The organism is Streptomyces sp. NPDC056600, from assembly GCF_042792855.1.
Classification (GTDB): domain Bacteria; phylum Actinomycetota; class Actinomycetes; order Streptomycetales; family Streptomycetaceae; genus Streptomyces.
In genome coordinates this window covers 148,783-168,937 of sequence record NZ_JBHTVQ010000005.1, presented here as the reverse complement: position 1 = coordinate 168,937, position 20,155 = coordinate 148,783, and the positions used below count along the sequence as shown (strand labels likewise).

At 70.6% G+C, this 20,155-nt stretch carries 21 protein-coding genes and 2 pseudogenes; 6 read left to right on the top strand and 17 right to left on the bottom strand.

From position 1 onward, the window contains the following. Nucleotides 1-199: 199 nt before the first annotated feature. Nucleotides 200-1,219 (bottom strand): LacI family DNA-binding transcriptional regulator, encoded by a 1,020-nt coding sequence (locus tag ACFRAV_RS04810; protein WP_382551665.1) that lies wholly within the window; start codon nt 1,217-1,219, stop codon nt 200-202. A 323-nt stretch (nt 1,220-1,542) separates the two neighbouring features. On the opposite strand from ACFRAV_RS04810, the gene araD reads away from it, so the two are divergent. Next, nucleotides 1,543-2,280 carry an L-ribulose-5-phosphate 4-epimerase AraD gene (gene araD, locus ACFRAV_RS04805; protein WP_382551659.1) on the top strand — a complete coding sequence of 246 codons (738 nt, stop codon included), beginning with the start codon at nt 1,543-1,545 and terminating at the stop codon, nt 2,278-2,280. 206 nt (nt 2,281-2,486) lie between these two features. Here the strand turns inward: araD and ACFRAV_RS04800 are convergent, their stop codons facing one another. Then, the gene (locus ACFRAV_RS04800) at nt 2,487-3,932 is read right to left on the bottom strand and encodes an MFS transporter (protein ID WP_382551657.1); all 1,446 of its coding nucleotides are present in this window, start codon (nt 3,930-3,932) and stop codon (nt 2,487-2,489) included. A gap of 394 nt (nt 3,933-4,326) precedes the next feature. Further along, on the bottom strand, nt 4,327-4,803 hold the full coding sequence (locus tag ACFRAV_RS04795) for a winged helix-turn-helix transcriptional regulator (RefSeq protein ID WP_382551656.1): 477 nt from the start codon (nt 4,801-4,803) through the stop codon (nt 4,327-4,329). 17 nt (nt 4,804-4,820) lie between these two features. Here ACFRAV_RS04795 and ACFRAV_RS04790 point away from each other — a divergent pair, with 17 nt between their 5' ends. Together ACFRAV_RS04790 and ACFRAV_RS04785 are read left to right on the top strand one after the other, a co-directional pair. Continuing rightward, nucleotides 4,821-5,249 carry a DoxX family protein gene (locus ACFRAV_RS04790; RefSeq protein ID WP_382551654.1) on the top strand — a complete coding sequence of 143 codons (429 nt, stop codon included), beginning with the start codon at nt 4,821-4,823 and terminating at the stop codon, nt 5,247-5,249. Nucleotides 5,250-5,541: 292 nt separating this feature from the next. Further along, entirely contained in the window at nt 5,542-6,000 is a 459-nt protein-coding gene (locus tag ACFRAV_RS04785) for a hypothetical protein (RefSeq protein WP_382551653.1), read from the top strand. A gap of 1,006 nt (nt 6,001-7,006) precedes the next feature. On the opposite strand, the pseudogene ACFRAV_RS04780 reads toward ACFRAV_RS04785, so the two are convergent. After that, nucleotides 7,007-7,812: pseudogene (locus ACFRAV_RS04780) on the bottom strand (IS5 family transposase). Between the two features lie 127 nt (nt 7,813-7,939). Between ACFRAV_RS04780 and ACFRAV_RS04775 the strand changes: the two are divergent. Together ACFRAV_RS04775 and ACFRAV_RS04770 are read left to right on the top strand one after the other, a co-directional pair. Then, nucleotides 7,940-8,194: a DUF6332 family protein gene (locus ACFRAV_RS04775; protein WP_382551652.1), complete on the top strand. Its 255-nt coding sequence runs from the start codon at nt 7,940-7,942 to the stop codon at nt 8,192-8,194. Nucleotides 8,195-8,230: 36 nt separating this feature from the next. Next, a pseudogene (locus ACFRAV_RS04770) lies at nt 8,231-8,691 on the top strand (transposase); the annotation flags it as partial. Between the two features lie 100 nt (nt 8,692-8,791). On the opposite strand, the gene ACFRAV_RS04765 reads toward ACFRAV_RS04770, so the two are convergent. The 8 genes from ACFRAV_RS04765 to ACFRAV_RS04730 all read right to left on the bottom strand — a co-directional run bounded on the left by ACFRAV_RS04765 (nt 8,792) and on the right by ACFRAV_RS04730 (nt 14,638). Continuing rightward, the gene (locus tag ACFRAV_RS04765; RefSeq protein ID WP_382551650.1) at nt 8,792-9,115 is read right to left on the bottom strand and encodes a hypothetical protein; all 324 of its coding nucleotides are present in this window, start codon (nt 9,113-9,115) and stop codon (nt 8,792-8,794) included. 333 nt (nt 9,116-9,448) lie between these two features. After that, on the bottom strand, nt 9,449-9,736 hold the full coding sequence (locus ACFRAV_RS04760; RefSeq protein WP_382551649.1) for a DUF2283 domain-containing protein: 288 nt from the start codon (nt 9,734-9,736) through the stop codon (nt 9,449-9,451). A gap of 483 nt (nt 9,737-10,219) precedes the next feature. After that, complete coding sequence (locus ACFRAV_RS04755) at nt 10,220-10,957, bottom strand: GNAT family N-acetyltransferase (protein ID WP_382551648.1); 738 nt, start codon at nt 10,955-10,957, stop codon at nt 10,220-10,222. Between the two features lie 113 nt (nt 10,958-11,070). Next, nucleotides 11,071-11,811 carry a Type 1 glutamine amidotransferase-like domain-containing protein gene (locus ACFRAV_RS04750; RefSeq protein WP_382551647.1) on the bottom strand — a complete coding sequence of 247 codons (741 nt, stop codon included), beginning with the start codon at nt 11,809-11,811 and terminating at the stop codon, nt 11,071-11,073. 17 nt (nt 11,812-11,828) lie between these two features. Then, the gene (locus ACFRAV_RS04745) at nt 11,829-12,350 is read right to left on the bottom strand and encodes a GNAT family N-acetyltransferase (RefSeq protein WP_382551645.1); all 522 of its coding nucleotides are present in this window, start codon (nt 12,348-12,350) and stop codon (nt 11,829-11,831) included. A 58-nt stretch (nt 12,351-12,408) separates the two neighbouring features. After that, entirely contained in the window at nt 12,409-13,428 is a 1,020-nt protein-coding gene (locus tag ACFRAV_RS04740; RefSeq protein WP_382551644.1) for a phosphotransferase family protein, read from the bottom strand. Between the two features lie 9 nt (nt 13,429-13,437). Next, entirely contained in the window at nt 13,438-14,001 is a 564-nt protein-coding gene (locus ACFRAV_RS04735; protein WP_382551643.1) for a chloramphenicol phosphotransferase CPT family protein, read from the bottom strand. 10 nt (nt 14,002-14,011) lie between these two features. Then, the gene (locus tag ACFRAV_RS04730; protein WP_382551641.1) at nt 14,012-14,638 is read right to left on the bottom strand and encodes a GNAT family N-acetyltransferase; all 627 of its coding nucleotides are present in this window, start codon (nt 14,636-14,638) and stop codon (nt 14,012-14,014) included. A 318-nt stretch (nt 14,639-14,956) separates the two neighbouring features. Between ACFRAV_RS04730 and ACFRAV_RS04725 the strand changes: the two genes are divergently transcribed. Then, on the top strand, nt 14,957-16,024 hold the full coding sequence (locus ACFRAV_RS04725; protein WP_382551640.1) for a glycoside hydrolase family 43 protein: 1,068 nt from the start codon (nt 14,957-14,959) through the stop codon (nt 16,022-16,024). A gap of 63 nt (nt 16,025-16,087) precedes the next feature. On the opposite strand, the gene ACFRAV_RS04720 is transcribed toward ACFRAV_RS04725, so the two are convergent. From ACFRAV_RS04720 to ACFRAV_RS04700, 5 genes are all read right to left on the bottom strand, one after another. Continuing rightward, nucleotides 16,088-16,477, bottom strand: coding sequence for a VOC family protein (locus tag ACFRAV_RS04720; protein WP_382551638.1), 390 nt, complete (start codon nt 16,475-16,477; stop codon nt 16,088-16,090). A gap of 192 nt (nt 16,478-16,669) precedes the next feature. Then, nucleotides 16,670-17,872: an NAD(P)/FAD-dependent oxidoreductase gene (locus ACFRAV_RS04715; protein ID WP_382551637.1), complete on the bottom strand. Its 1,203-nt coding sequence runs from the start codon at nt 17,870-17,872 to the stop codon at nt 16,670-16,672. Beyond that, nucleotides 17,869-18,066: a ferredoxin gene (locus ACFRAV_RS04710; protein ID WP_351115436.1), complete on the bottom strand. Its 198-nt coding sequence runs from the start codon at nt 18,064-18,066 to the stop codon at nt 17,869-17,871. The genes ACFRAV_RS04715 and ACFRAV_RS04710 overlap by 4 nt, the downstream gene beginning before the upstream one ends. Nucleotides 18,067-18,086: 20 nt before the next feature. Then, nucleotides 18,087-19,316 carry a cytochrome P450 gene (locus ACFRAV_RS04705; protein WP_382551636.1) on the bottom strand — a complete coding sequence of 410 codons (1,230 nt, stop codon included), beginning with the start codon at nt 19,314-19,316 and terminating at the stop codon, nt 18,087-18,089. Between the two features lie 132 nt (nt 19,317-19,448). Further along, on the bottom strand, nt 19,449-20,150 hold the full coding sequence (locus tag ACFRAV_RS04700) for a response regulator transcription factor (RefSeq protein ID WP_382551635.1): 702 nt from the start codon (nt 20,148-20,150) through the stop codon (nt 19,449-19,451). Between the last annotated feature and the right edge of the window lie 5 nt (nt 20,151-20,155).

Genomic DNA, 20,155 nt, shown 5'->3' with positions numbered 1-20,155 from the left:
TCCGCACGCCACCGCGGTGGCCGCGGACCGGCGCCCGGCGGCGTCGGTCACCCCGGTTGGGCTCGGCCGCCGACGGCGCCTTGGTCTGCTCGGTCTCCTCGTCCGCTGCGACCGCTCCGGGCGCCTCGGCCGCCTCAGTCGCGAGTCGCCTCGGCCGTGAGTCGCCCGGCCGCCTCGGCCGCGAGTCGCCTCGGCCGTCTCAGTCGCGCGGAGGCTCGCGTCGCGCCGTGCTGGCCCGCACGATCAGCTCAGGGGCCAGGGTGTAGTGGGCGACCCCCTCCGCCGTCCCCTCGATGTACTCCAGCAGCAGACCGATGCTGCTCCGCCCCAGGGAGGCGAAGTCCTGGCGCACCGTGGTCAGCGGCGGGGGGAAGAACTCGGCCTCGGGGATGTCGTCGAACCCGGCGACCGCCACGTCCGCCGGGGTGCGCAGCCCCGCCTCGCGGAATGCCCGCAGCACCCCCAGCGCCATCTGGTCGTTGGCGACGAACACCGCCGTGAGGCCGCCCGCCCGCCCGGAGGAGGCCAGCACCCGGCCCGCGAGCTGCTGGCCCGCCTGGTAGCCGGACAGCGGGCTCCAGTCCCCCCGCAGCAGCGGCGGCGCCTCCACGCCGGCGTCCCGCAGCGCCGCCTCCCACCCGGCGGTGCGCGCCTCGCTCTCCAGCCAGTCCGCGGGTCCGGCCACGTGCCAGACGGTGGAGTGCCCGGTCGTCAGCAGGTGCTCGGTGATCATGCGGGCGCCCAGGTGCTGATCCAGCGAGACCCCGGGCAGGTCCAGGTCGTGGCCGCCCTCCACGGTGACCACAGGGCACGGGGCCTCCAGCGCCGCGAGCGCCCGCACGGCGTCGCGCCAGGGGGTGATGGCGACTATCCCCTCCACGCCCCATCCCGCCAGGTGCTGCACCGCCTCGGTGAGCGCCTCCTCGGTGGCCGCCCGCAGGGTGACGGCGGAGGTCAGGTACCCCCGCTCGCGCGCGGCCTCCTGCACCCCGGCGAGCGTGCTGGCGGGGCCGTGCAGCGTGGTGTTCACCGCGATGACGCCGAGCGTGTGCGTCCGCCGCGTCGCGAGGGCCCGGGCCGCCGAGTTGCGTCGGTAACCCAGTCGCTCGACGACCTCCGTCACCACGGCGCGGGTCCTGGCGCTCACGTTCGGGTGTCCGCTGAGCACGCGCGAGACCGTCTGGTGCGACACGCCGGCGACCCGGGCGACGTCCGCCATCGTGGGCGCCTTGGAGCCGTCCGGTTGCTGGATCAATCCTCTTCCCTCCTCGATGGGCGGCCCGCCCGGGTGCGCCGCCCCGCGCGCGCGGAGCACCCTTGCTGCGGGCCGGCCCGTGGCCCATCCTGTGCGCGCCCGATGCGAGCGCTCACATCATGATCGCAGCCAACCTCTTCTTCGAACACCGCAACTTCGTCCTCGCCCTTGAGTCGGCGCCATGTTAGCGCTCACAATTCTGGGGCCCACCCACAACGGCGGCCGCTTTCCGCGAGAACACTCACGGCGTCCGGGCCGCCGAAACCCGGAAGGACGGTGAGAGCGCAGTGAACGCAACGCCCCTCAGGAGCCTGCGTCGAGAGGTCCTGGCGGCCAACCTCCGCATCCCCGAGGCCGGCCTCGCGACCCTCACCTGGGGGAACGTGAGCGGCGTGGACAGGGAAGCGGGAGTCTTCGTCATCAAGCCGTCCGGGGTCTCCTACGCCGACCTCACCGAGGAGGACCTGGTCGTGGTGGCCCTCGACGACGGTCGGGTCGTCGAGGGCGCCCTCAGGCCCTCCACCGACACCGAGACCCACCGGTGCCTCTACCTGGCCTTCCCGTTCATCGGCGGCGTCACCCACACGCACTCCACCCACGCCGTCGCCTTCGCGCAGGCCCGGCGGTCCATCCCCGTCCTGGGCACCACCCACGCCGACACCTTCAACGGCCCGGTCCCGGTCACCGAGGACCTGACCCCCGAACAGTGCGCCAGCGACTACGAGTTCAACACGGGGCAGGTCATCGTCCAGATGCTCCGGTCCGACCCGCGGCGGGCCGAGGAGGTCCCCGGCGCGCTGGTGTCCCGCCACGGCCCCTTCACCTGGGGCCCGACGGCCACCGCTTCCCTGGAGAACGCCGTCGTCTGCGAGGCCGTCGCCGAGATGGCCCTGCACACCCTCGCCCTCGGCGCCCGCCTGGGCGACCCCTCCGAGCCGCCGCCGCACCTCCTGGAGCGCCACTACACCCGCAAGCACGGTCCCGGCGCCTACTACGGCAACGCCGACGCGGTTCCCGCCGTCTGAGGCGGGTGGCGGGGGCGGGCCGGGCGCCCGCCGCCCGGTTCGCGTTCGCGTGCACGTCCGCGCGGCCGGTCCTTGCCGCACGCCGCCGGTTCACGCGGTGACCTCGCCGGGGGCGGCAGGGGCGGGGCGGGGTGCTGCCGGCCGTCGTGGTGCCTCGCCAGGGCCGGCTGCCGGGTGGCGGCCGGGGGGTGCGACGCGTTGGCGCGTCACCGTACCTTTGGGCCGCCGCCCGGCCCGGGTGGCCGTCGCCGCGCCGCGGCGGTGACGTCCGGGCCCGGACCTTGGTCCTCAGCTGCCTCCGGCGTCTTCGCCGTGGCACCGCCGTTCCCGGTGCCCGCCGGGTTGCCGGGCCCCACCGGCGGGAGGTTCGGACCGGGCAGCGGGAGGCCCGGCCCCGGCAACGTGCGCCCCAGTCGTGCCAATGGGGACAGCGCCATCAGCACCGGTGACAGCAGCATGCCCGCGGCCGCGGCGAACAGCGCGGGACGCAGCCCCCACGACTGGGCGAGGAAGCCGCCGAACAGGGACCCCAGCGGAGCGGTCCCCATCCCGGCGAAGGTGATTGTCGCGGCCACCCGCCCCTGCATCCCGTCCGGCGTGAGCGCCTGCCTGACCGCCATCACCGTGACGTTGACCAGTTGCCCGCCCGCGCCGAACAGGAAGTTGACCGCCACGAGAGCGGCGACCACCAGTGGGGTCGGGCCGTGCAGCGCGGGCACGCAGAGCATCACGCCGTCGCCGACCAGCGCCCCGCAGACCAGCACCGTCCCATGACCGAACCGGCCCGGCAGACGGGCGGCGAGCAGCGAACCGACGAGCGCGCCGGGCCCTGTCGCCGCGAGCGCCAGCCCGACGGCCGCTCCGGACAGGTGCAGCTCACGGGGCAGGAGGACCAGGTACACCGTCATCGAAGCGGCCAGGAAGAGCTGGAAGGCGGCCGACGCGAGGCCCACGGTCCGCAGCGCGGGATCGCCCGCCACGAAACGCACCCCCTCCCGGATGCGGAGCCCCACCCGGCCAGGTCCTCCCGCACGCCCGGGAACCGCTTCACGTCGGCGGATCCGCCGGACCGAGACGAAGGACAGCACGAAGAACGCCGCTCCCGCCGCGACGCCGACCGCCGCCGAGAACGCGGAGACCAGCGCGCCGCCGAGAGCGGGCCCGCCGATCTGCGCGGCGGACCGGCTGCCCTCCAGGGCGCTGTTGCCCCGCAGCAACTGATCACGCGCCACCAGCCGCACCAGGGATGCCTGATACGCCACGTCGAAGAACACGGACAGCGCCCCGGCGGCGAACGCTGCCACCAGCAGGGCGGGCAGGCCGAGGAGGCCGAACGCGCAGGCCACGGCCGCCACGCCGAGCACCACCGCCCGGCCGGCGTCCGCCACCACCAGGACCGTGAGAGTCCGCCACCTGTCGACCCAGGCGCCGACCAACAGCGAGAGCAACAGCACCGGAGCCTGCCCCACCGCGCGCAGGACGCCCAGCCAGCCCGCGTCGACATCGAGCGTCAGGACGGCGAGGAGCGGCAGGACCACAAGGCCGGTGTGCTCGCCCAGTTGCGAGGCGCTCTGCCCGAACCAGAGCCGCCGGAAGTCCGCGTCCCGCCACAGCGCGGTCGTGCGAGACGCGGGTGGGGGAGGGGAGGCCACGAATATCTCCTCACGGGGTCGCCGGGCGTGCGAACGGTAGCCCCGCAGCGCGGCGCGGCGACAACGGATTTCCTCCCACCACGCGTGAACAGGTGCCACCGCCCCGCCGAGGGCCGCAACTCCCTCAACCTGAACTCGTCGGGGACAACGCCGGAGCGACAGCCCTGTACCGGAGCAGCGGCTACGAGGTGGCCACGATGTACCTGTCGAAGAACCTGCGGGCCTCGGGCCTGTCCGGCGGATCAGCGGAGCGACCCGTCGTTGCCCGTCAGGACCAGGGCCTTGACCCTGAGGTGACGGTCAATGTTGGCTTCATACAAGAGCGCCCCGATCACGAGGGGGGCCAAGTCTCCGGTGCCGGGCGGGGTCTTGCGGGTTCAGCCTGTTCCCATGATCAGAAACGGCGCGGGTTCGCATCAACAGGAGGGGTCTTCACCGGGGCTGCCTGATCCGCCTCGACGGCCCTGGCAGCCTCGCCTGCTTCTCGGAAGGTGACGACCGCCTCGCCGTTCTCCCGCGCCCATGCGGTGAGCATCCTGATGGGCTCCTCCAGGGTGCGCCCGAGATCGGTCAGGCTGTACTCCACGCGCGGCGGCGCCTCGGCGTACGCGTGCCGCTCGACGAGCCCGTTGGCTTGGAGCCGCCGCAAGGTCTGGGTCAGCACCTTGCGCGAAATGTCACCGCTCAGCTCGACCAACTCGCCGTGGCGCAACAGGCCGTCGGTGAGCGCGAAGAGCGTGACCATGGACCACTTGCTGGCGATGATCTCCATGGCCAGGAGAGCGGGACAGTCGGCGAGGAAGGCAACTCCGGGTCGCAGGCTCACGCCCCGAAGGTTACCTTGAGGTACCTGATGGCCGCCTATCGTCATCGAGGTGCGGACGCCCCTTGCTCGCATCTCTCATGATTGAGGTTTCAGCCATGTTCGTCTCTCTTGCTGTCGTCACCGTGTGCATGTCGGCGCTTCTCCTGATATCGGCCGGCGCCAAGTCTCTGCGGACGCGGCACATCACCGAGCAGATGTCCACCCTCGGAGTGCCGCAGAGCATGATGGCTCTCCTGATCGGCGCTCAGATCGCGGGCGCGGCCGGTGTGATCGCCGGACTCTGGTGGGGACCCGTCGGAATCGCCGCCGCGATCGGCCTGACGCTCTATTTCGCCGGGGCGGTCGTCTTCCATCTGCGTGTCGGCGACCGCAAGGGCGCGTCTCCGGCGGCCGTCCTCACCCTGGCCTCCGTCGCCCTGATCGTGCTGCGTGCTGCCACCGCTCTGACAGCGGAGAGCCGGTCCGACTCCGGCCTTGATCGTGCTGAGTGAGGTCGGTCTCCTCCGAGAGCAGCCACCGTTGATCGTCGTGAGTCGTGCCGGCAAACGAAGGATCAGCCGGTGGCCGCGGGCCACAGCGTAAACCTTGCCCAGTGACAATCTGCATTCGACGGCCTCATGGGCAAGGTGGCGGGCCGGTTCGCCCGGATGGAACCGTGCCGCCGGGCGAGGGCGCAGCCGCCCACAACCATGACGATCACGACCTCGAGCCGGAGTGCCAAGCCGTCGACTACCGTTGCTGACCAGCCGGCGCTCAAGGCCTCGGTCATGCTGAGGGGAACGAATGAGTAGCGATCAGCCTGCCGCGCGCCTCGGCACGACCTCACGCCTGACCGTCCGGGCTGAGGAACGGGACGTCTGGCTCTGCTTTGAGCCCTGGGCGACAGAGCACACCGTTCCGGCCGGCACGAGCGTGGTCGTCGAATTCGACGGCGTCCGTAGTGTCCTCGAGATGCAGCATCACCCTGAGGGCATCACTTTCTTCAGCAATGGCCTTCATCCCGACCTACGCGGCGAGGACGGCTCCGAAGTGCTGATACTCAGCGACGTGATGCCGCCCACGCCGGACGTCTCTGACCAGGCCTTTCGCAATATCATGTCCATGGTGCCGCCCGTTCGCCCGCCTGCCGGACCCGGACGTGTAACGACCCGGTGCGGCGCCCGAGGGATGCGACCACCCCGAGATGATCAGCGGTTGAATGGACTCTCGAAGATCGTGCGGTGGCTGCGAGGCATGGCATAGCCCTGTATCTGCAGCGCGGGTAGCGGTCTGTGGGGCAGGGCATGCGTGAGCATCCGGCGCAACTGCCGGCACCGCACACCTGCGATGCTGTCCGGCATGGATTCCGAGCCGCGCGGTGTTCTCGCTCGTCACTACGACGCGGGAGGCTGGTTGGCTCGCTTCGCGGATCGGATGCTTGTGGTCTGTCCGCGATGCGGAGGACGGGCTCTCGTGATCCCCCAGCCTGGCCTTCCTGATCCCGGATACTTCAGTGAGCTCCTTTTCCAGCCGCGTCGCCTGGTCTGCGGCGAGTGCGGTGCAGTCGCCGAATGGAAACCTGAGGCACAGGGGGCTGGGCTGGTCGGCGCGGTGCTGGGCGGAAGTGAGGATCCGTTCTTCCGGCGGCCGCTTTGGCTGCAGACCCGATGCGCCGGTCATGTCTTGTGGGCCTACAACGAGAAACACGTGGACGAGCTGTCCGCCTATGTCCCGGCGCGATTGCGGGAGCGTGGTGGAGCTCGGCCGACGATGTCGATGTTCGCTCGACTGCCTGCCTGGATGAAGGCGTCGGACAATCGCGCGGAGGCTCTGGCCGGCTTGGAGACGCTGCGTACGCTGGCCGAACGGAGGGCGCCCGCCGACCGCTCCGATGCCGCCCATGAGCGCGGTGACCGTCCCCGAGCGCACCGGAGTATGTACTTCCGCGGCGGGCCTTATGAGTCTTGAACGACCTGATCACAGTCATTCGTCGCGGGCCGGTGAGGGCGGTCGCCTCGTAGTCGGCCGCCAACATGTTGTATGGCGTGGCGACTCACGGTGCACTGGGGTTGGGTGAGGGAGTGCCGCCAGGTGCTGTTCCGCTGCCACCGCCCGAACAGGGCGTGGACACGGCTCCGGGGTCCGTACGCGACAGCAGGCACACCATCACGGACACCGGTCCGAACGCGGAACCGTATGCCGTCAGTCAACCGGCGCCGAGGCCAGGTGGGTGGCCGCACCATCCTGGTGTCCTGCTTTAGACCGTGTCCTATGTGGTGAGGCGGACGAGCCGCTTGTAGCAGCAGAGGGCGGCGGCGAGGCCGAGGAAGCCCAGGTAGTTGCGGGGGTCGCGTTCGTAGCGTGGGCTGAGGCGTCGGTAGCCGGACAGCCAGGACATAGTCCGCTCGACGACCCATCTGCGGCGCCCTAATCGTTCGCTGGACTCGATTCCTTTGCGGGCGATCCGCTTTCCACGCAGCCATCTGCGCAGATCAGCCCGGTCGTAGGCTTTGTCGGCGTGGAGGCGTTGGGGTTTGAAGTGGCGGCCGCGGTGGGGGTCGTGTCTCGTTTGGTGACCCTCCACCATCGGCTTCAGTCCTTCGCTGTCGTGGACGTTGCCGGCGGAGACGCCGACAAGGACGGGCAGGCCGTTCGCGTCAGACAGGACGTGCATCTTGGAACCCGGCTTGCCCCGGTCCACGGGGCTCGGACCTGTGTGTTCGCCCCCTTTTTAGCCCTGACGTGGGCAGTGTCAAGGACGACGCGGGAGACGTCCAAGAGCTCGGCGTCGTCCAGGAGATGCAGCACGGCTTGGTGCAGTCGGCCCCAGACGCCCGCTCTCGACCAGATCAGGAACCGGCGGTGGACGGTGGACTTCGATATCCCGAAACAGGGCGGCGACGACCGTCAGGCGCACCCGCTGACCAGCACGTAGACGATGGCCGCGAACACCGTCTCATCAGGCGCGTTCTGCGTTCCGCCGCCCTGCGGCCGCGTCCGATACTCCGGAATCAGCGGCTTGGCGATCTCCCACAAGCCGTCCGGCACGATCCAGCTCCACGTTCCCCACCCCATGCCGGGTCAACGTCCGCCTCACCACGTAGGACACGGTCTTAGGAGTCATCTCAATTGGTGGTCGAGTTGCCGTGAGAGTCCGGTCAGCGTATCCGCGGTGGCTTGACCGCGATGTGAGACTTGCAGCATGGACATGGGGCGTGAGTCGCGATGGGAAAAGGACGCTATGACGGTGGAGATCGTCTTCGCCCTGGTGACTGCGGCCGCACTGGCTGGGTTGATTTTTGTCATCTCCTGGGTTCTCACCCTGCCCCTTGACCTCTCTGGTTCGGCAGAGAGGCGCGTGTTGACCGGTGGCGCCCTGCTCGGAGCGTCGGCCGGAGCGTGGCGTCTTGTACGGGTGCTGCTTCGCTTCGACAATCAGCGCCGTTTGGGCCGCTGACCGCGGGCCTTTCCCAACGGCCGGTAGCCTCTCAACCTGGGAATTGTTGAGCGGCTGGTGCCGGATGAGCTGTGGGAGTTGTTCCAGCGCGTGGTCCCGGGGGCATCGTCGCGGCCCCAGGATGGTGGCCGGCGTCGCCACGGCGACCGTAAGGTCCTGGACGCGATCGTGTTCGTGGCGACCTCAGGCTGCACGTGGCAGCAGCTGCCCCCTCGGCCTCGTTGTGGACCAGGGCCCGGGTGTGGGCCAAGCTCCACCGTCTGGTCTTTGACGAACTGGGCGCCCGCGGTGACCTGGACTGGTCGCGGTGCGCAATCAAGTCGGTCAAGGGCCCTGAAAAGGGGGACCTTTCCTGTCGACCGGGTAAGTACGGCTCGAAGATCCAGCTCACCGAGCGGACCCGTCGGCCCCTTTCCCTCGGTATCTCCGGCGCCAAAGTCCACGACAGTCAGGCCCTGACTCCGCTCGTGAAGGGCATCCCTCCGAGCCGGTCCCGCTGAGGACCGCGCCGACGAGGGCCCGGCAAGCTCCACGCGGGCTAGGGATACGACTACCGCGCTTCTGCAGACTCGAGTCTGGGAGCAGTCGCGCGAGCGCTCAGGCGTTGACGGCTCCGTAATGCAGGACGCCACCTACGGGAAGCAAGTATCCAACGCCCCGTTCCTGCGGCATCTGCCCTGCCAATGTTCCGACGTCCGCGCAGCCAGAGACCTCGAACCCGACGACCCCCAAACTGAAGGCGGCTCTGGTGAACGTCTCGCTGCCGATGGCAGCCAGCCAGTCGTCCATCACGTCGGATCTGAAGAAGGGCCGGCCGTCCCAGTAGGCGAGGCCGGCATTGTCCAGCGCGCCGACCGGAACATAGAAGTCCAGCCAGTCGCTGCTGTCATCGCCGCCACGGATGGCGACACAACCACACACGACCAGCTGATTCGTCGGCAGACGAACCTAACCATGAAGGTGGCCGTACTCGGCCAGAGAGCCGACTGTGCACGGCACCGGGGCCTGCTCCTCAGGCTCGGGTCCCTCCGGCCGAAGCATCCCTCGACGCCAGCCACAGCCCACAGCGCTGTCAGGACGTCCTGGAATCGGGCATCATCGGTCGCCCCGATCTCGATCGCCAGCTCATATAAGCCGTCGGGCCAGTTGGTCGGGTTCCGGAAGGAAGCAGAAGACGTCATGACGTGATCATGCGTCCCTGCCCAATCCAACGCCATCGTATTCGGGCTGCGGTAGACCAATTGAGATGACTTTTTATGCATCTTCGGCGTCCAACCGCTCGGCGGAATCGAGCAGGTAGTTGGGCAGTTTCGCACTGGCCGCCAGCACCTCGATTCCGATGAGGCGGCCCTCCTCGTCGAAGTCGAGGTTGATCATGCCATCGATGCTCACAGGGTCGCAGGGGTACATACGCACGGAGTTCACTCGGGCGTGCGGCTCCGTGAAATACACGTACGCCGCGTTGACGGATTTGTCGTAGGTGACTTTGACTTCTGCCACGGTGCGCTCCCTTGGCGTGGTGTCGGCACGCTCCTTGCCCACGCCGCGCGCAGACCTTGTCGATCTTTGGCCGAGGCTGTGAGGGGCGCGGTCGAGGCGGCTTGACGATGTCGGGGATGTGGGTGGTGTCGCAATGGTGTTTGCGTAGGAGGAGTCAGTCTTTCTATTCCATAGCGGAGCCGGCCACCAGTCGAAAGTTGGGAACTGTCTCGGAACCTCTCAGGACCCTTCTCCCTGCGGGCGGCAGTGGTGCGCGATTTGGCCCAAGGCCGCTGAGGCAGGAATTGCACCAGAACACCGACATGCCAGAGTCGTCCCTCATGTCGTCGACGATGAAGATCATCTGGAGATCCCTCATGCCGCAACTGGGGCATGTGCGGCGTGGCGTGGCATCAGGGTGCGTGTACGCCTGCTCGTACTCGTGAACCCAACTCGACGTCTCGGACTTCGCGCTCACTGCAATCCCACTCCCGATTGTTTCCCACCAAGCTCGTACGCGATCTTGTTGCATGGTCCTAAGGGCTCTCACGTACCTGTTGGTTGTCGCCGGGCGAGGTCGTGCAGGTCCCGGATGTACCAGTCGAAGCGTGTGTCGTTCGTGCGGCGCGTCGGTTCGCAGAGGGTGAACCCCGCGCGCTGTGCGACTGCGGCGGATGCGGGATTCTCCGGTTCCACCTGGATCACCGCCTCCGCCCCGCCCTCCCTCGCCGCGTACCGGGATACCAGGAGGACCGCGCGAGTGGCCAGGCCACGCCCTCGCCATGACGGGTAGAGGCCGTAGGCGACATTCACCTGGCCGGGCGCCAGACCTGGTCCTGCGAACCGTAGATCGACCGTGCCCGCAAGCACCTCGTCTGCACCCGTCCGGATACCGAACGCGCGGAGTGGCCCGGCGGTGGCCCACTGGTCCCGGCAGTGACGGACATACGCTTCAACGCCCTCCCGCGTACCGGGACCACCGTTGAGCCAGCGAACGAGTAGTTCGTCCTCCCCGGCGAGGTGCGCCTCGACATCGTCCACCCGCAGGGGGGACAGGGTGATGGTCCCGTCGGACAGCCTCACTTCATGCATCCGCTGATTGTTGATGCCAGGGCCGTGCCACACCACCGGATTCCGTGCTACACCTGGCCGTGGCAGTCGTGGACAGTTGCCCGGCAGTGCGGGTGAGGCTCGGACCTGGCGTCCGAAGGAACTGGCGATGACCAGGACGTTCATGCCGCGGCGCTGGTGCTTGCCGGAGCAGCAGGTGAGGTCGGCCGCCATGCGATCGACAGAAGCAGGGTGCCGTCCAGGATGGCGAACACCTCGGCCGCCGCAGGCCGCAGGGCGCCGGCAAGGGGTGGCTCCGGCGCGGCCGGAGCCACCCCGCCACAGCGCTAGGCGTCGCCTTCGCCCGCACCGTCGAGCAGTCGGCACACCTGCGCCCGCTCCTCCACCCCCTCCTCCGCGTCCGCCTCGACGCGGAGGAGACGCGCCTGCGGCAGGCGGGTGACCGCCTCCTCCAGACGGCCGTCCGTGAAGAGGGCGCCCACGCCGTCCTCGACGGCCCAGCCGGCAGGCAGCCTGCCCGTGGCCACCGCGTCCAGATAGGAGGCGCGGCGCCCCGGCTCCCCGTCGTAGTGGGGGCACACCGAGCCTGGCAGGATGCCCAGCCCGTCCGGAAGGAAGGTGAGCGGACCGAAGGAGTCCGTATGGGACCCCTCCGCCCAGCAGTTGGCGCCCGCGCTGATGCCGCAGAGCAAGGTCCCCCGGTCATAGGCCTCACGCATCAGCCGGTCGACCCCGTGGACACGCCACACCGCCAGCAGGTTCGCGGTGTTGCCGCCCCCGACGTAGAGGACGTCCTGACCGAGCAGGAAACTCCGCAGCCCTTCGTCGTCCAGCTCCCTGCGGAACAGCGGCAGGGCGGAAGCCTCGCAGTCCCGCCGTGAGAAGGCGTCCAGGAAGCGGTCGACGTACGCGGGGGCGTCCCCGCTGGCCGTGGGGACGAAGCACACCTTGGGGCGCGGTCTTCCCGCCCGTTCCAGCACCCAGTCGTCCAGCAGCCCGTCCGCGTCCGTGGAGAAGCCTCCGCCCAGCAGCGCCACACGCCGCGCCGGAGCACCCGCCATCGCCATCGGATCGCCTCCTGAAGTCATCGTTCCTGCGTCGACGTCGTCACCCAGCGGATCTCACCGTCGTGCGACTCGTCGGTGGCCTCGAGTCCGGCGGCGGTGGCGACGGCGGCGGAGGCGGCGTGTTCCGGATGGATGTGTGCCACCACGGTTCGCACCCCCTGCCGTCCGAGCCAGTCGACGAGGGCGCGGGCCGCCTCAGCGGCGATGCCACGGCCCTGCCACGGAGTCCCGACCACCCAGGCGACCTCGGCGACGGTGTCGGAGCCGTCGAAGTGGACGGTGGCCTGCACCGTACCCGTCAGGCACGAGGCGGTGCGGAGCCGGATCACCCAGTTCAGCCAGCCGACGGCCGGGTCGGAGGAGCCGGCGGCCAGGCGCCGGTAGCGCGAGCGCAGTCCCCGCGGAGACTCCGGTTCCCCACCGATGAACGCGTGCAGCGCGGGATCGCCCAGCACGGCGGCCATCTCCTCGGCGTGCTCGACGCGAAGGGGCAGCAGTTCCAGCCGGTCCGTGCGGATGGTCCCCGCCGTGAAGGTCACCGCTCGCCTCCGTCCTGGGGCGTCCGCCGGCACGGCGCGGAGCCGCGGCCCGGCCCGCTCATCCGTACCGCTCCGTCAGAGCCTCCAGGTACCGCTCCAGCCGCTGCGTGAGAACGGCCGGCGTCAGGTCCTCGCGCCCGAGCTCCCGCCAGGGCACGGCGACCTTCTCCGCGTCCGGCGCGAACGCCAGGGCGTCGAGAACCCGCCAGTACAGGTGATCCGCGGGACTCTCCGCGAGCACTCCGCCGGCCGCGACGTAGCGGTCCGCCAGCGCCATGCCGGCCTCCACGCCGTGCAGCAGGGCCAGGGCGGTGGAGCAGTGCGCCACGTCGAGGTCGGCCGGACCCCAGGAGGTCTCGACCCAGTCCACGACTCCGCTGATCCGCAGCCGGTCACCCTCGCCCGAGTACAGCACGTTGCCGGGATGGAAGTCCCGGTGCAGGAAGCAGGGCCGGTGGTCGGGGGCGGGCCGGCGGATCACCTCGACGGCACGCCGCCACACGTCCGGCGACTCCGGGTTCTCGGGAAGCCGCACGGACTCCGGGTCGGTCCATGCCTGGTAGTCGCGCGGACGGGTCGCCTCGGTGACGCGCACGCCGTGGACGGCGGCCAACTGCCGGGCGAGGAGCTCGCTCCGGTGCGCGACGCCCGTCTTCTCGCCGTCGACCCTGAGGCTCCCCGGCAGCAGCGTCATCAGCAACGAGGGGTGGTCGCAGTGTTCGGCGGTCGCGTCGACCGCGACGAGGCGGGCCGCGGGGACACCGGTGCCGTCGAGCAGGCGCAGGACGTCGGCCTCCCGGGTGAGCAGCCCGAGAGCGTGCTTCACGAAGAACGGCTTGACGAAGGACCGGAGCACCAGGGAGTAGGAGCCGCCGTCCCCCTCGATCTCGAGCCGGCGCATCCGCGCAGTCCACCCGCCGCGCAGTCGTGTGACCGCGCGGATCCGGTGACCGCGGGGGAGATGGTGCTCCACCCAGGCCCGCGTACCTGCCCAGCCCGGGTCGGAGGGATCCACGCCGTCGGCCGTCGCCACCGCGCCGTTCACCCCGTGTCCGGCCGCTTCGCTGCTGCTTGTCATGGTCACACCTTAACGATCATGTGGCAGGCGGCGGGCGCGAAGACGGCTGAAGGCGGTGGGCGTCGGACGCCGCTGAAGGAAGTCCTTGATCCGCAGGGCGCATTCGCGCGCGCTCATGCGGGTGGTGTCGCACTCCAGGTCGTAGTCGCCGTGGCTGTGCACGAGGTCGTACTGGTGGGCGGCCAACCCGGAAGGGCGGTCCCCGCGCGCCCGTTCGCGGCGGAGCAGCTCGTCCAGCGAACAACGGACCCCGACGAAGAGCACGCTCTCCGGCCGCAGTACGGTCAGGCAGTCCGCCAGCCGCCACGGCTCGCTGAGCACATGGTCGACGACGACGTCGTTACCCACCTCCGCCATGGCGGCGATCGAGCGGTGGAACCCCATCCGGGTCCTCCGCAGCGCGGCGTCGAGCTCCGCTTGCCCCAACTCCCGCTTGGTCCGCATGGCGTTGAAGCTGTCGACCGCGAGGTGGAAGAACACCCCGTCGTCCAGGACGGTCAGGAGCTCGCGGGCGATGCTCGACTTGCCCGAACTGGACGTGCCGTTGAGGAAGATGATGCGCCCGGGTCCCATGCGGACATGATCACACGGGGTCGCGCCGAGGCGTGCGGCCGCCGGCGTCCGGCAGCGCCGCAGGCGGCAGTGCGGCGTCCGGCAGCGCCGCGGGCGGCGGCGGCACCGGGGGCGGGAGCCGGAACCAGTAGCGCCTCACCGGACCGTCCTCGGTCTCCCGGATCCCCTCGAAGACACCGCCGATGCGCTCGATCGTCCTCGCCGAGGCCAGGTTGTCCCGTTCGCAGACCAGCAGGACGCGTTCCATGCCCAGCTTCCACGCCTCGCCGAGCATTCGGCCCAGCGCCCAGCCGGCCAGTCCGCGGCGGCGTGAGGACGGCCGGATGCCGTACCCGATGTGACCGAACTGCAGGATGTGGTCGTCGTGACCCTGACGCAGCGCGATGCCGCCGAGCACCTGTCCGCCCTCGACGATCCACCGGTACACGCAGACCGTCCGCGCCGCCTCATCGGGCCCGACGGCAGGGAAGGACTCCGCGGCCATCCGCGCCAGCCAGGCCGCGAAGCCGGCCGGTGACTCCACCTCGTCGGTCGGCTCCAGACCGAATCCGTCCTCGTGGGGACCCGGACCCCACTCGCGATGCGCCTGGAGCCATGCGGCGTGCAAGTCCGCGGTGGGCGCGATGAGTTCAGGCATGACGCGACGATACCCACGCACACCGCTGTGCGTCGCCGACCGCGGCCGGTCCCGTGCGGTGGCAGGCCGCTCCCGGCCACCATCGGTCGGCCGCGTCGCGCGGAGGCGCGGTACCGGCGTCCAGACTCGGCCGGGTCGCAGCCCCGTCGTCGCGCCACCGCAGAGTCCGCGCGCGAGAGAGTCCGCGCGCGAGAGAGTCCGCGCGCGAGAGAGCCCGTGCGAGAGAGCCCGCGCGGGGGATGACATGAGCACGCCCTTGTGGTGGGTAGGTATCGGCGGGAACGCTGCTCGCCCCCGCCCCCACCGGAAAGAGACGGCATGAGACTTCACCGCACGTCCGGAGCGGCCGCCCTCGCGCTGGCCCTGCTCCTGGCCCTGACCCTGTCGCTGACGTCGGCCGGGCCCGCCGAGGCAGGCCAGACGAGCCTCCGCGCCGCAGATCCGAGTGTCCTGCGGGTCGGCGGCACCTACATCTCCGTGCAGTCGACCGGCGCCGGCATCGCCGTCCGCCAGGCGTCCTCCACCGGCGCGCTGGCCTCGGCGACGCCCCGCCAGGTCTGGTCGGACAGCCGGAACCTCGGCGAGGTGTGGGCGCCCGAGATCGTGCGCGACGGCGGCCGCTACTACATCTACTTCACCGCGGGACGCGGATCCGCCCACCGGATGTACGTGATCAGCTCGGCCTCCCCGGACAGCGGCTGGAGCGGCGAGACGAAGCTCGCGCTGCCCGACGACAAGTGGGCCATCGACGGCACCCTGTTCACCTTCAACGGGCAGCGCTGGTTCGTCTGGTCGGGCTGGGCGGGCGACACCAACGTCGAGCAGAACCTCTACATCGCCCGGATGAGCAGCCCCACCACATCGACCGGCGGCCGGTACGTCATCTCCCAGCCCCGCGAGAGCTGGGAGCGCGTGGTCGGCAACCCGTACATCAACGAGAGCCCCGAGGCGATCAAGGACCCCAACGGGCAGCTGCACATCGTCTACTCGGCCAACGGCAGCTGGAGCGACCAGTACTGCCTGGCCGACCTCCGGCTACGGGCCGGAGGCGACCCGACCTACGTCTGGGACTGGTACAAGTCCAACGGCTGCCTGTTCGGGTCCAACCGGGCGACCATGATGGCCGGCTGGGACCCGACGCTGCACGTCAACGGCCCGGGCCATCACACCTTCGTGCTGCTCGACGGGGACATCGCCACCAGCCCGCCGGCCGGGCCGACGTTCCCCCTGATGTTCCACGCCGTGCCCAAGGGCACCCCGTACGCCTGGGAGAACCGGTACTGGTACACCGGAAGCTTCTGCTGGTGGGGCAACACCGCCTACAGCAGGGCCAACGTCCCCGGCCCCAACACCGACACCGGGTGGAGCCTGAAGTTCTTCGAGTGACCCGTCGGTGAGGGGAGGACCCGACGGAGCGGGCCCTCCCCTCACGGCGTCGTCGGAACCGTGTCACTCCCCGCCGTCGGGGACGTACAGGCAGAACGGATGGCCCGCGGGGTCGATCAGCACCCGTACGTCTTCCTGCGGCTGGAAGTCCGCCTCCTTCGCGCCCAGGGCGAGCGCGCGGTCGACGGCCGAGGGGAGGTCGTCCACCTCGATGTCCAGGTGCATCATCATCTGCTGGTCGGACGGGCCGGCGGGCCACACGGGCCGGGTGAACCGCGACTCCGTCTGGAACGACAACGCGGCGCCTCCGCCGGGCGCCGCGAGCTCGATCCAGTCGCTCTCCTCCCTCCGAACGGACCACCCGAGCAACTCGCGGTAGAAACGCGCGAGTTCGCCTACGTCGGGAGCGTCGAGCGTGGTGGCGGACAGAGTGAACCGTGGTTGCTTCGTCATGCGGTACGTCTTGCCCGCTTGCCTTGACCGAAAGACCGGGGGGAGCGGGTTCCGGGTCGAACTCGGCCGGTTCCATCCACTCGGACGATCCGGCGAACCCACTTCGCAGCCCCGTCCGGCCGCTGCCGATGCGCCGGGCGGCGGCCAGGCCCATCCCGCCCGCACCGGTGACCACGACGACGTCGGGTTCGGTCACTGTTCCTCCTTGAGGAGATGCCTGCCGGCATCGCTGCCGAGATGCCCGCCGAGATGCCCGCCGTGCGGTCCGCCGAGAAGGGCCTGCCGCCACGGGCGGACCGCCTTGGGCGGCATGCCGACCGCCAGGGCCCCGACCAGGCGGCCCTCCGCGCGGTAGGCGGCGAGGAAGCGCCGCTGCCCGAGGTCTCCCTCGGCGATCTCGACGGTGTCGTGACCCCGCAGGTGGCCGTACGCGTGGATCTTCATGTCGTACTGGTCGGACCAGAAGTAGGGGAGTGGGGCGAACACCGTCCGGGCCTGCGGCCGGAGCAGGTTGCGCGCCGCCGCCATGCCCTGCTCGGCGGCGTTGGTGCGATGCTCGATCCGCATCGACGTCCCGAAGAGAGGGTTGTGCCAGCGGGCGACGTCACCGGCGCCGTAGACGCCGGGCGCGGCCTCGCTGAACCGGTCGCAGACGAGCCCGTCGGCGACCTCGAGGCCGCTGCCCTCCAGCCATTCGGTGTTGGGCCACGAGCCGATCGCCACCAGGACCTCGTCACCCTCGACCGAGGAGCCGTCGGCGAGCAGCACCCCGCCGTCGACGACCTCGGTGACGGCTACACCGGTGCGCAGGTCGACGCCGTGCTCGCGGTGCGCCGCGGCCAGGACCTCTCCCACCTCTGCTCCCACCGCGTGGGCCAGCGGTACCGGGGCGGGCTCGAGCAGCACCACCTCGCAGCCCAGTCCACGGGCGACCCCGGCGGCCTCGGCGCCCAGGAACCCGGCGCCCACCACCACGAGCCGTCTGCCCGCGTACAGCCGCTCACGGAGCTCCAAAGCGTCCCGCAGGGTCCGCAGTACCCGGCCGCCGCCGGGCAGCCCTCGGGGCCGGACGCCGGTGGCCACGATCAGACCGTCGTAGCCGACCTCACCGCCGTCACCCAGACGCACCACCCGCGCGATGGTGTCCAGGCCCGTGGCGACGGCGCCGAGCCGCAGGTCCAGGTCGAGCGCCCGCAGCGCCTCCTCGGTCCGCCGCGACAGCCGATCCGCGACCCAGGCGCCGGAGAGGACCTGCTTGGACAGCGGCGGACGGTCGTAGGGGGCGTGCGGCTCCTCACCGATCAGGGTGAGGGAGCCCGCGAAGCCCTCACGGCGCAGTGTCTCGGCCGCGGTGAGACCCGCGGCCGAGGCGCCGACGACGACGATCCGTCTCACCGCTCCACCAGACGCAGGGCGGCCGCCGGGCACACCGCCGCCGCCTCACGGACCTCGTCGTGGTGCTCCGGACCGGGCTCGGGGTCCAGGACGACCGCGACGCCGTCCTCGTCACGCTGGTCGAACACGGCGGGCGCGACCATGGCGCACTGGCCGGCCGCGACGCACCGGGGCTCGTCGAACTCGATGTACAGGGTCATGACGTCTGCTTCCTTCACCAGGTGACCGGCAGGGACTGGAGGCCGTAGGCGACGCCCTCCATGGCGAACGGCACCTCCTCGAAGGGCACCGCGAGCGCCAGGGTGGGGATCCGCCGGTAGAGCGTCCCGTAGACGACCTGCAGCTCGACCCGGGCGAGCGACTGGCCCAGGCACTGGTGGGCGCCGTAGCCGAACGCGTGGTGATGCCGGGCCGGCCTGCGCAGGTCGAGCCGTTCCGGCTCGGGGAACGCCTCGGGATCCCAGTTCGCCCCGGCCAGCTCGAAGATGACACCGTCCCCGGCCCTGACGACCGTGTCGCGCACGGCGATGTCCTCGTCCGCGATGCGCCGGATCCCCGAGTGCACGATCGTCAGGTAGCGCAGCAGCTCCTCGACCGCGCCCGCGACGAACCGGGGATCGTCGCCGTGCTCGCGGAGAAGCTCCAGCTGGTCGGGATTCCGCAGCAGGGCGAGGGTGCCCAGAGAGATCATGCTCGCGCTGGTCTCGTGGCCGGCGATGAGGATCGCGGTGGACATCGTCACGGCCTCCTCGGGGGACATCTCCCCGGCCTTGACGCGCCCCGCCATCTCGGACATCACGTCGTCGCCGGGCGAGGCCATCTTCCTGGCGAACAGGTCCCCGAGGTAGCCGCCCAGCTCGAGGCCCGCCTCCCGGGCCTGCTCGGGCGTGGAGTCGTGACTGATCAGCACGTGGCTGGTGGTCTGGAAGAACTCGTGGTCCTCGTAGGGCGCGCCGAGGATCTCGGTGATGACGAGGGTGGGCACCGGCAGTCCGATCGCCTGGACCAGGTCGGCCGGCCTCGGCCCCGCGAGCATGTCGTCGATCAACCGGTCGAGGACCTCCTGGATGCGGGGCCGCAGCGCTTCGACCCGCTTGACCATGAAGGGGGCGTTGACGGTGCGGCGCAGCCTGGTGTGCTCGGGCGGGTCGGTGTTGGTGATCAGCGCCGGGTGGTGCGGGGCGCTCGCCGCGCGGCTGCGCGTCATGTGCGGATAGCCGGGACGCTTCTCGTCGATGCTCAGCCGGGGATCGTTGAGCAGGGCGCGCTGGTCGGCGTGCCGGGTGATGAACCACGGCGTGCTGCCGTCCCAGATCCGCACCTTGCCCACCGGATCCTCGCGGGTCATCTCACGTACCGTCGCGGCCGGGGCGAACGGGCACCGCGCCTCCCGCTCCATGGGGTAGTCGGGGACGGGACCGACAGGTTGCGGCGTCTCGGACATGGGCCTCCTCGGTGCGTCGTCACGGGCGCCACGGCGGGCGCCGGATGACGGGAAACATCGGAAGGCGCATGCAAACAGAGCCGCCTGACCCTCGACGGACGGCAACCTGACAGAAGGCTGACGTGACGCGGGTCACATGCCGCTTCCGGTCTCCCCCAGCCAATAGCCGAAGCCGCGCCGGGTGTGGATGAGGGCGGGTTCGGTGCGGTCGACCGTCACCCGCAGCCGGGACATCAGCCGCTCGACGGTGTTGGCCGGGCGCGACTCGCCCCAGACCTGCCACGCCAGCTGCTCCTTGGACAGCACCCGCCCGGCGTTGAGCAGCAGGTGGCGCAGCAGCCGGTACTGCGCCGCCGTCACCTCCAGGCGCCGGTCGCCGCGCCACACCTGGTAGACGACCTCGTCGAGGACCAGATCCGCGTACCGCAGCACCGGTCCGCGCGCGCGGCCGGCGGCCCGGAGCAGGACCTGGACGCGTGCCAGCAACTCGGCGGCCCGGCACGGCTTGGTCACGTAGTCGGCCACCCCCGTGCCGATCTCGGGCACCAGCCGGTCCAGCGACTCGCAGGAGGCGACGCAGAGGATGGGCGGACGCTCGGTCAGCGTGGGACGGTGGCGGGACAGGTCCCGCAGGTCGGGGATGTCCACGTCCATGACGATCAGGTCGAAGCGCCGCCGCCCCAGCAGACGCACCGCCTCGGCGCCCGTCGCCACCGCTTCGACCGCGTGCCCCGAAGCGCCCAGGCGGGCGGTCAGGGAACGCCGGAGGCCGGCGTCCGGCGCCGCCACGAGCAGACGACGGCCCAGGGTGATCTGCTCGTCGTGGTGGTCCACCCCAG

Excerpts from the sequence above, each read along its gene's own strand:
- ACFRAV_RS04750 (WP_382551647.1), bottom strand. The coding sequence starts at position 11,811 with ATGGCGATGGCGGGTGCTCCGGCGCGGCGTGTGGCGCTGCTGGGCGGA.
- ACFRAV_RS04735 (WP_382551643.1), bottom strand. The coding sequence starts at position 14,001 with ATGGGACCCGGGCGCATCATCTTCCTCAACGGCACGTCCAGTTCGGGC.
- ACFRAV_RS04725 (WP_382551640.1), top strand. The coding sequence starts at position 14,957 with ATGAGACTTCACCGCACGTCCGGAGCGGCCGCCCTCGCGCTGGCCCTG.
- ACFRAV_RS04705 (WP_382551636.1), bottom strand. The coding sequence starts at position 19,316 with ATGTCCGAGACGCCGCAACCTGTCGGTCCCGTCCCCGACTACCCCATG.
- ACFRAV_RS04810 (WP_382551665.1), bottom strand. The coding sequence starts at position 1,219 with ATGGCGGACGTCGCCCGGGTCGCCGGCGTGTCGCACCAGACGGTCTCG.
- ACFRAV_RS04775 (WP_382551652.1), top strand. The coding sequence starts at position 7,940 with ATGGACATGGGGCGTGAGTCGCGATGGGAAAAGGACGCTATGACGGTG.
- ACFRAV_RS04795 (WP_382551656.1), bottom strand. The coding sequence starts at position 4,803 with ATGACGATAGGCGGCCATCAGGTACCTCAAGGTAACCTTCGGGGCGTG.
- ACFRAV_RS04740 (WP_382551644.1), bottom strand. The coding sequence starts at position 13,428 with ATGACAAGCAGCAGCGAAGCGGCCGGACACGGGGTGAACGGCGCGGTG.
- ACFRAV_RS04720 (WP_382551638.1), bottom strand. The coding sequence starts at position 16,477 with ATGACGAAGCAACCACGGTTCACTCTGTCCGCCACCACGCTCGACGCT.
- ACFRAV_RS04755 (WP_382551648.1), bottom strand. The coding sequence starts at position 10,957 with ATGGCGGCCGACCTCACCTGCTGCTCCGGCAAGCACCAGCGCCGCGGC.
- ACFRAV_RS04730 (WP_382551641.1), bottom strand. The coding sequence starts at position 14,638 with ATGCCTGAACTCATCGCGCCCACCGCGGACTTGCACGCCGCATGGCTC.
- ACFRAV_RS04785 (WP_382551653.1), top strand. The coding sequence starts at position 5,542 with ATGAGTAGCGATCAGCCTGCCGCGCGCCTCGGCACGACCTCACGCCTG.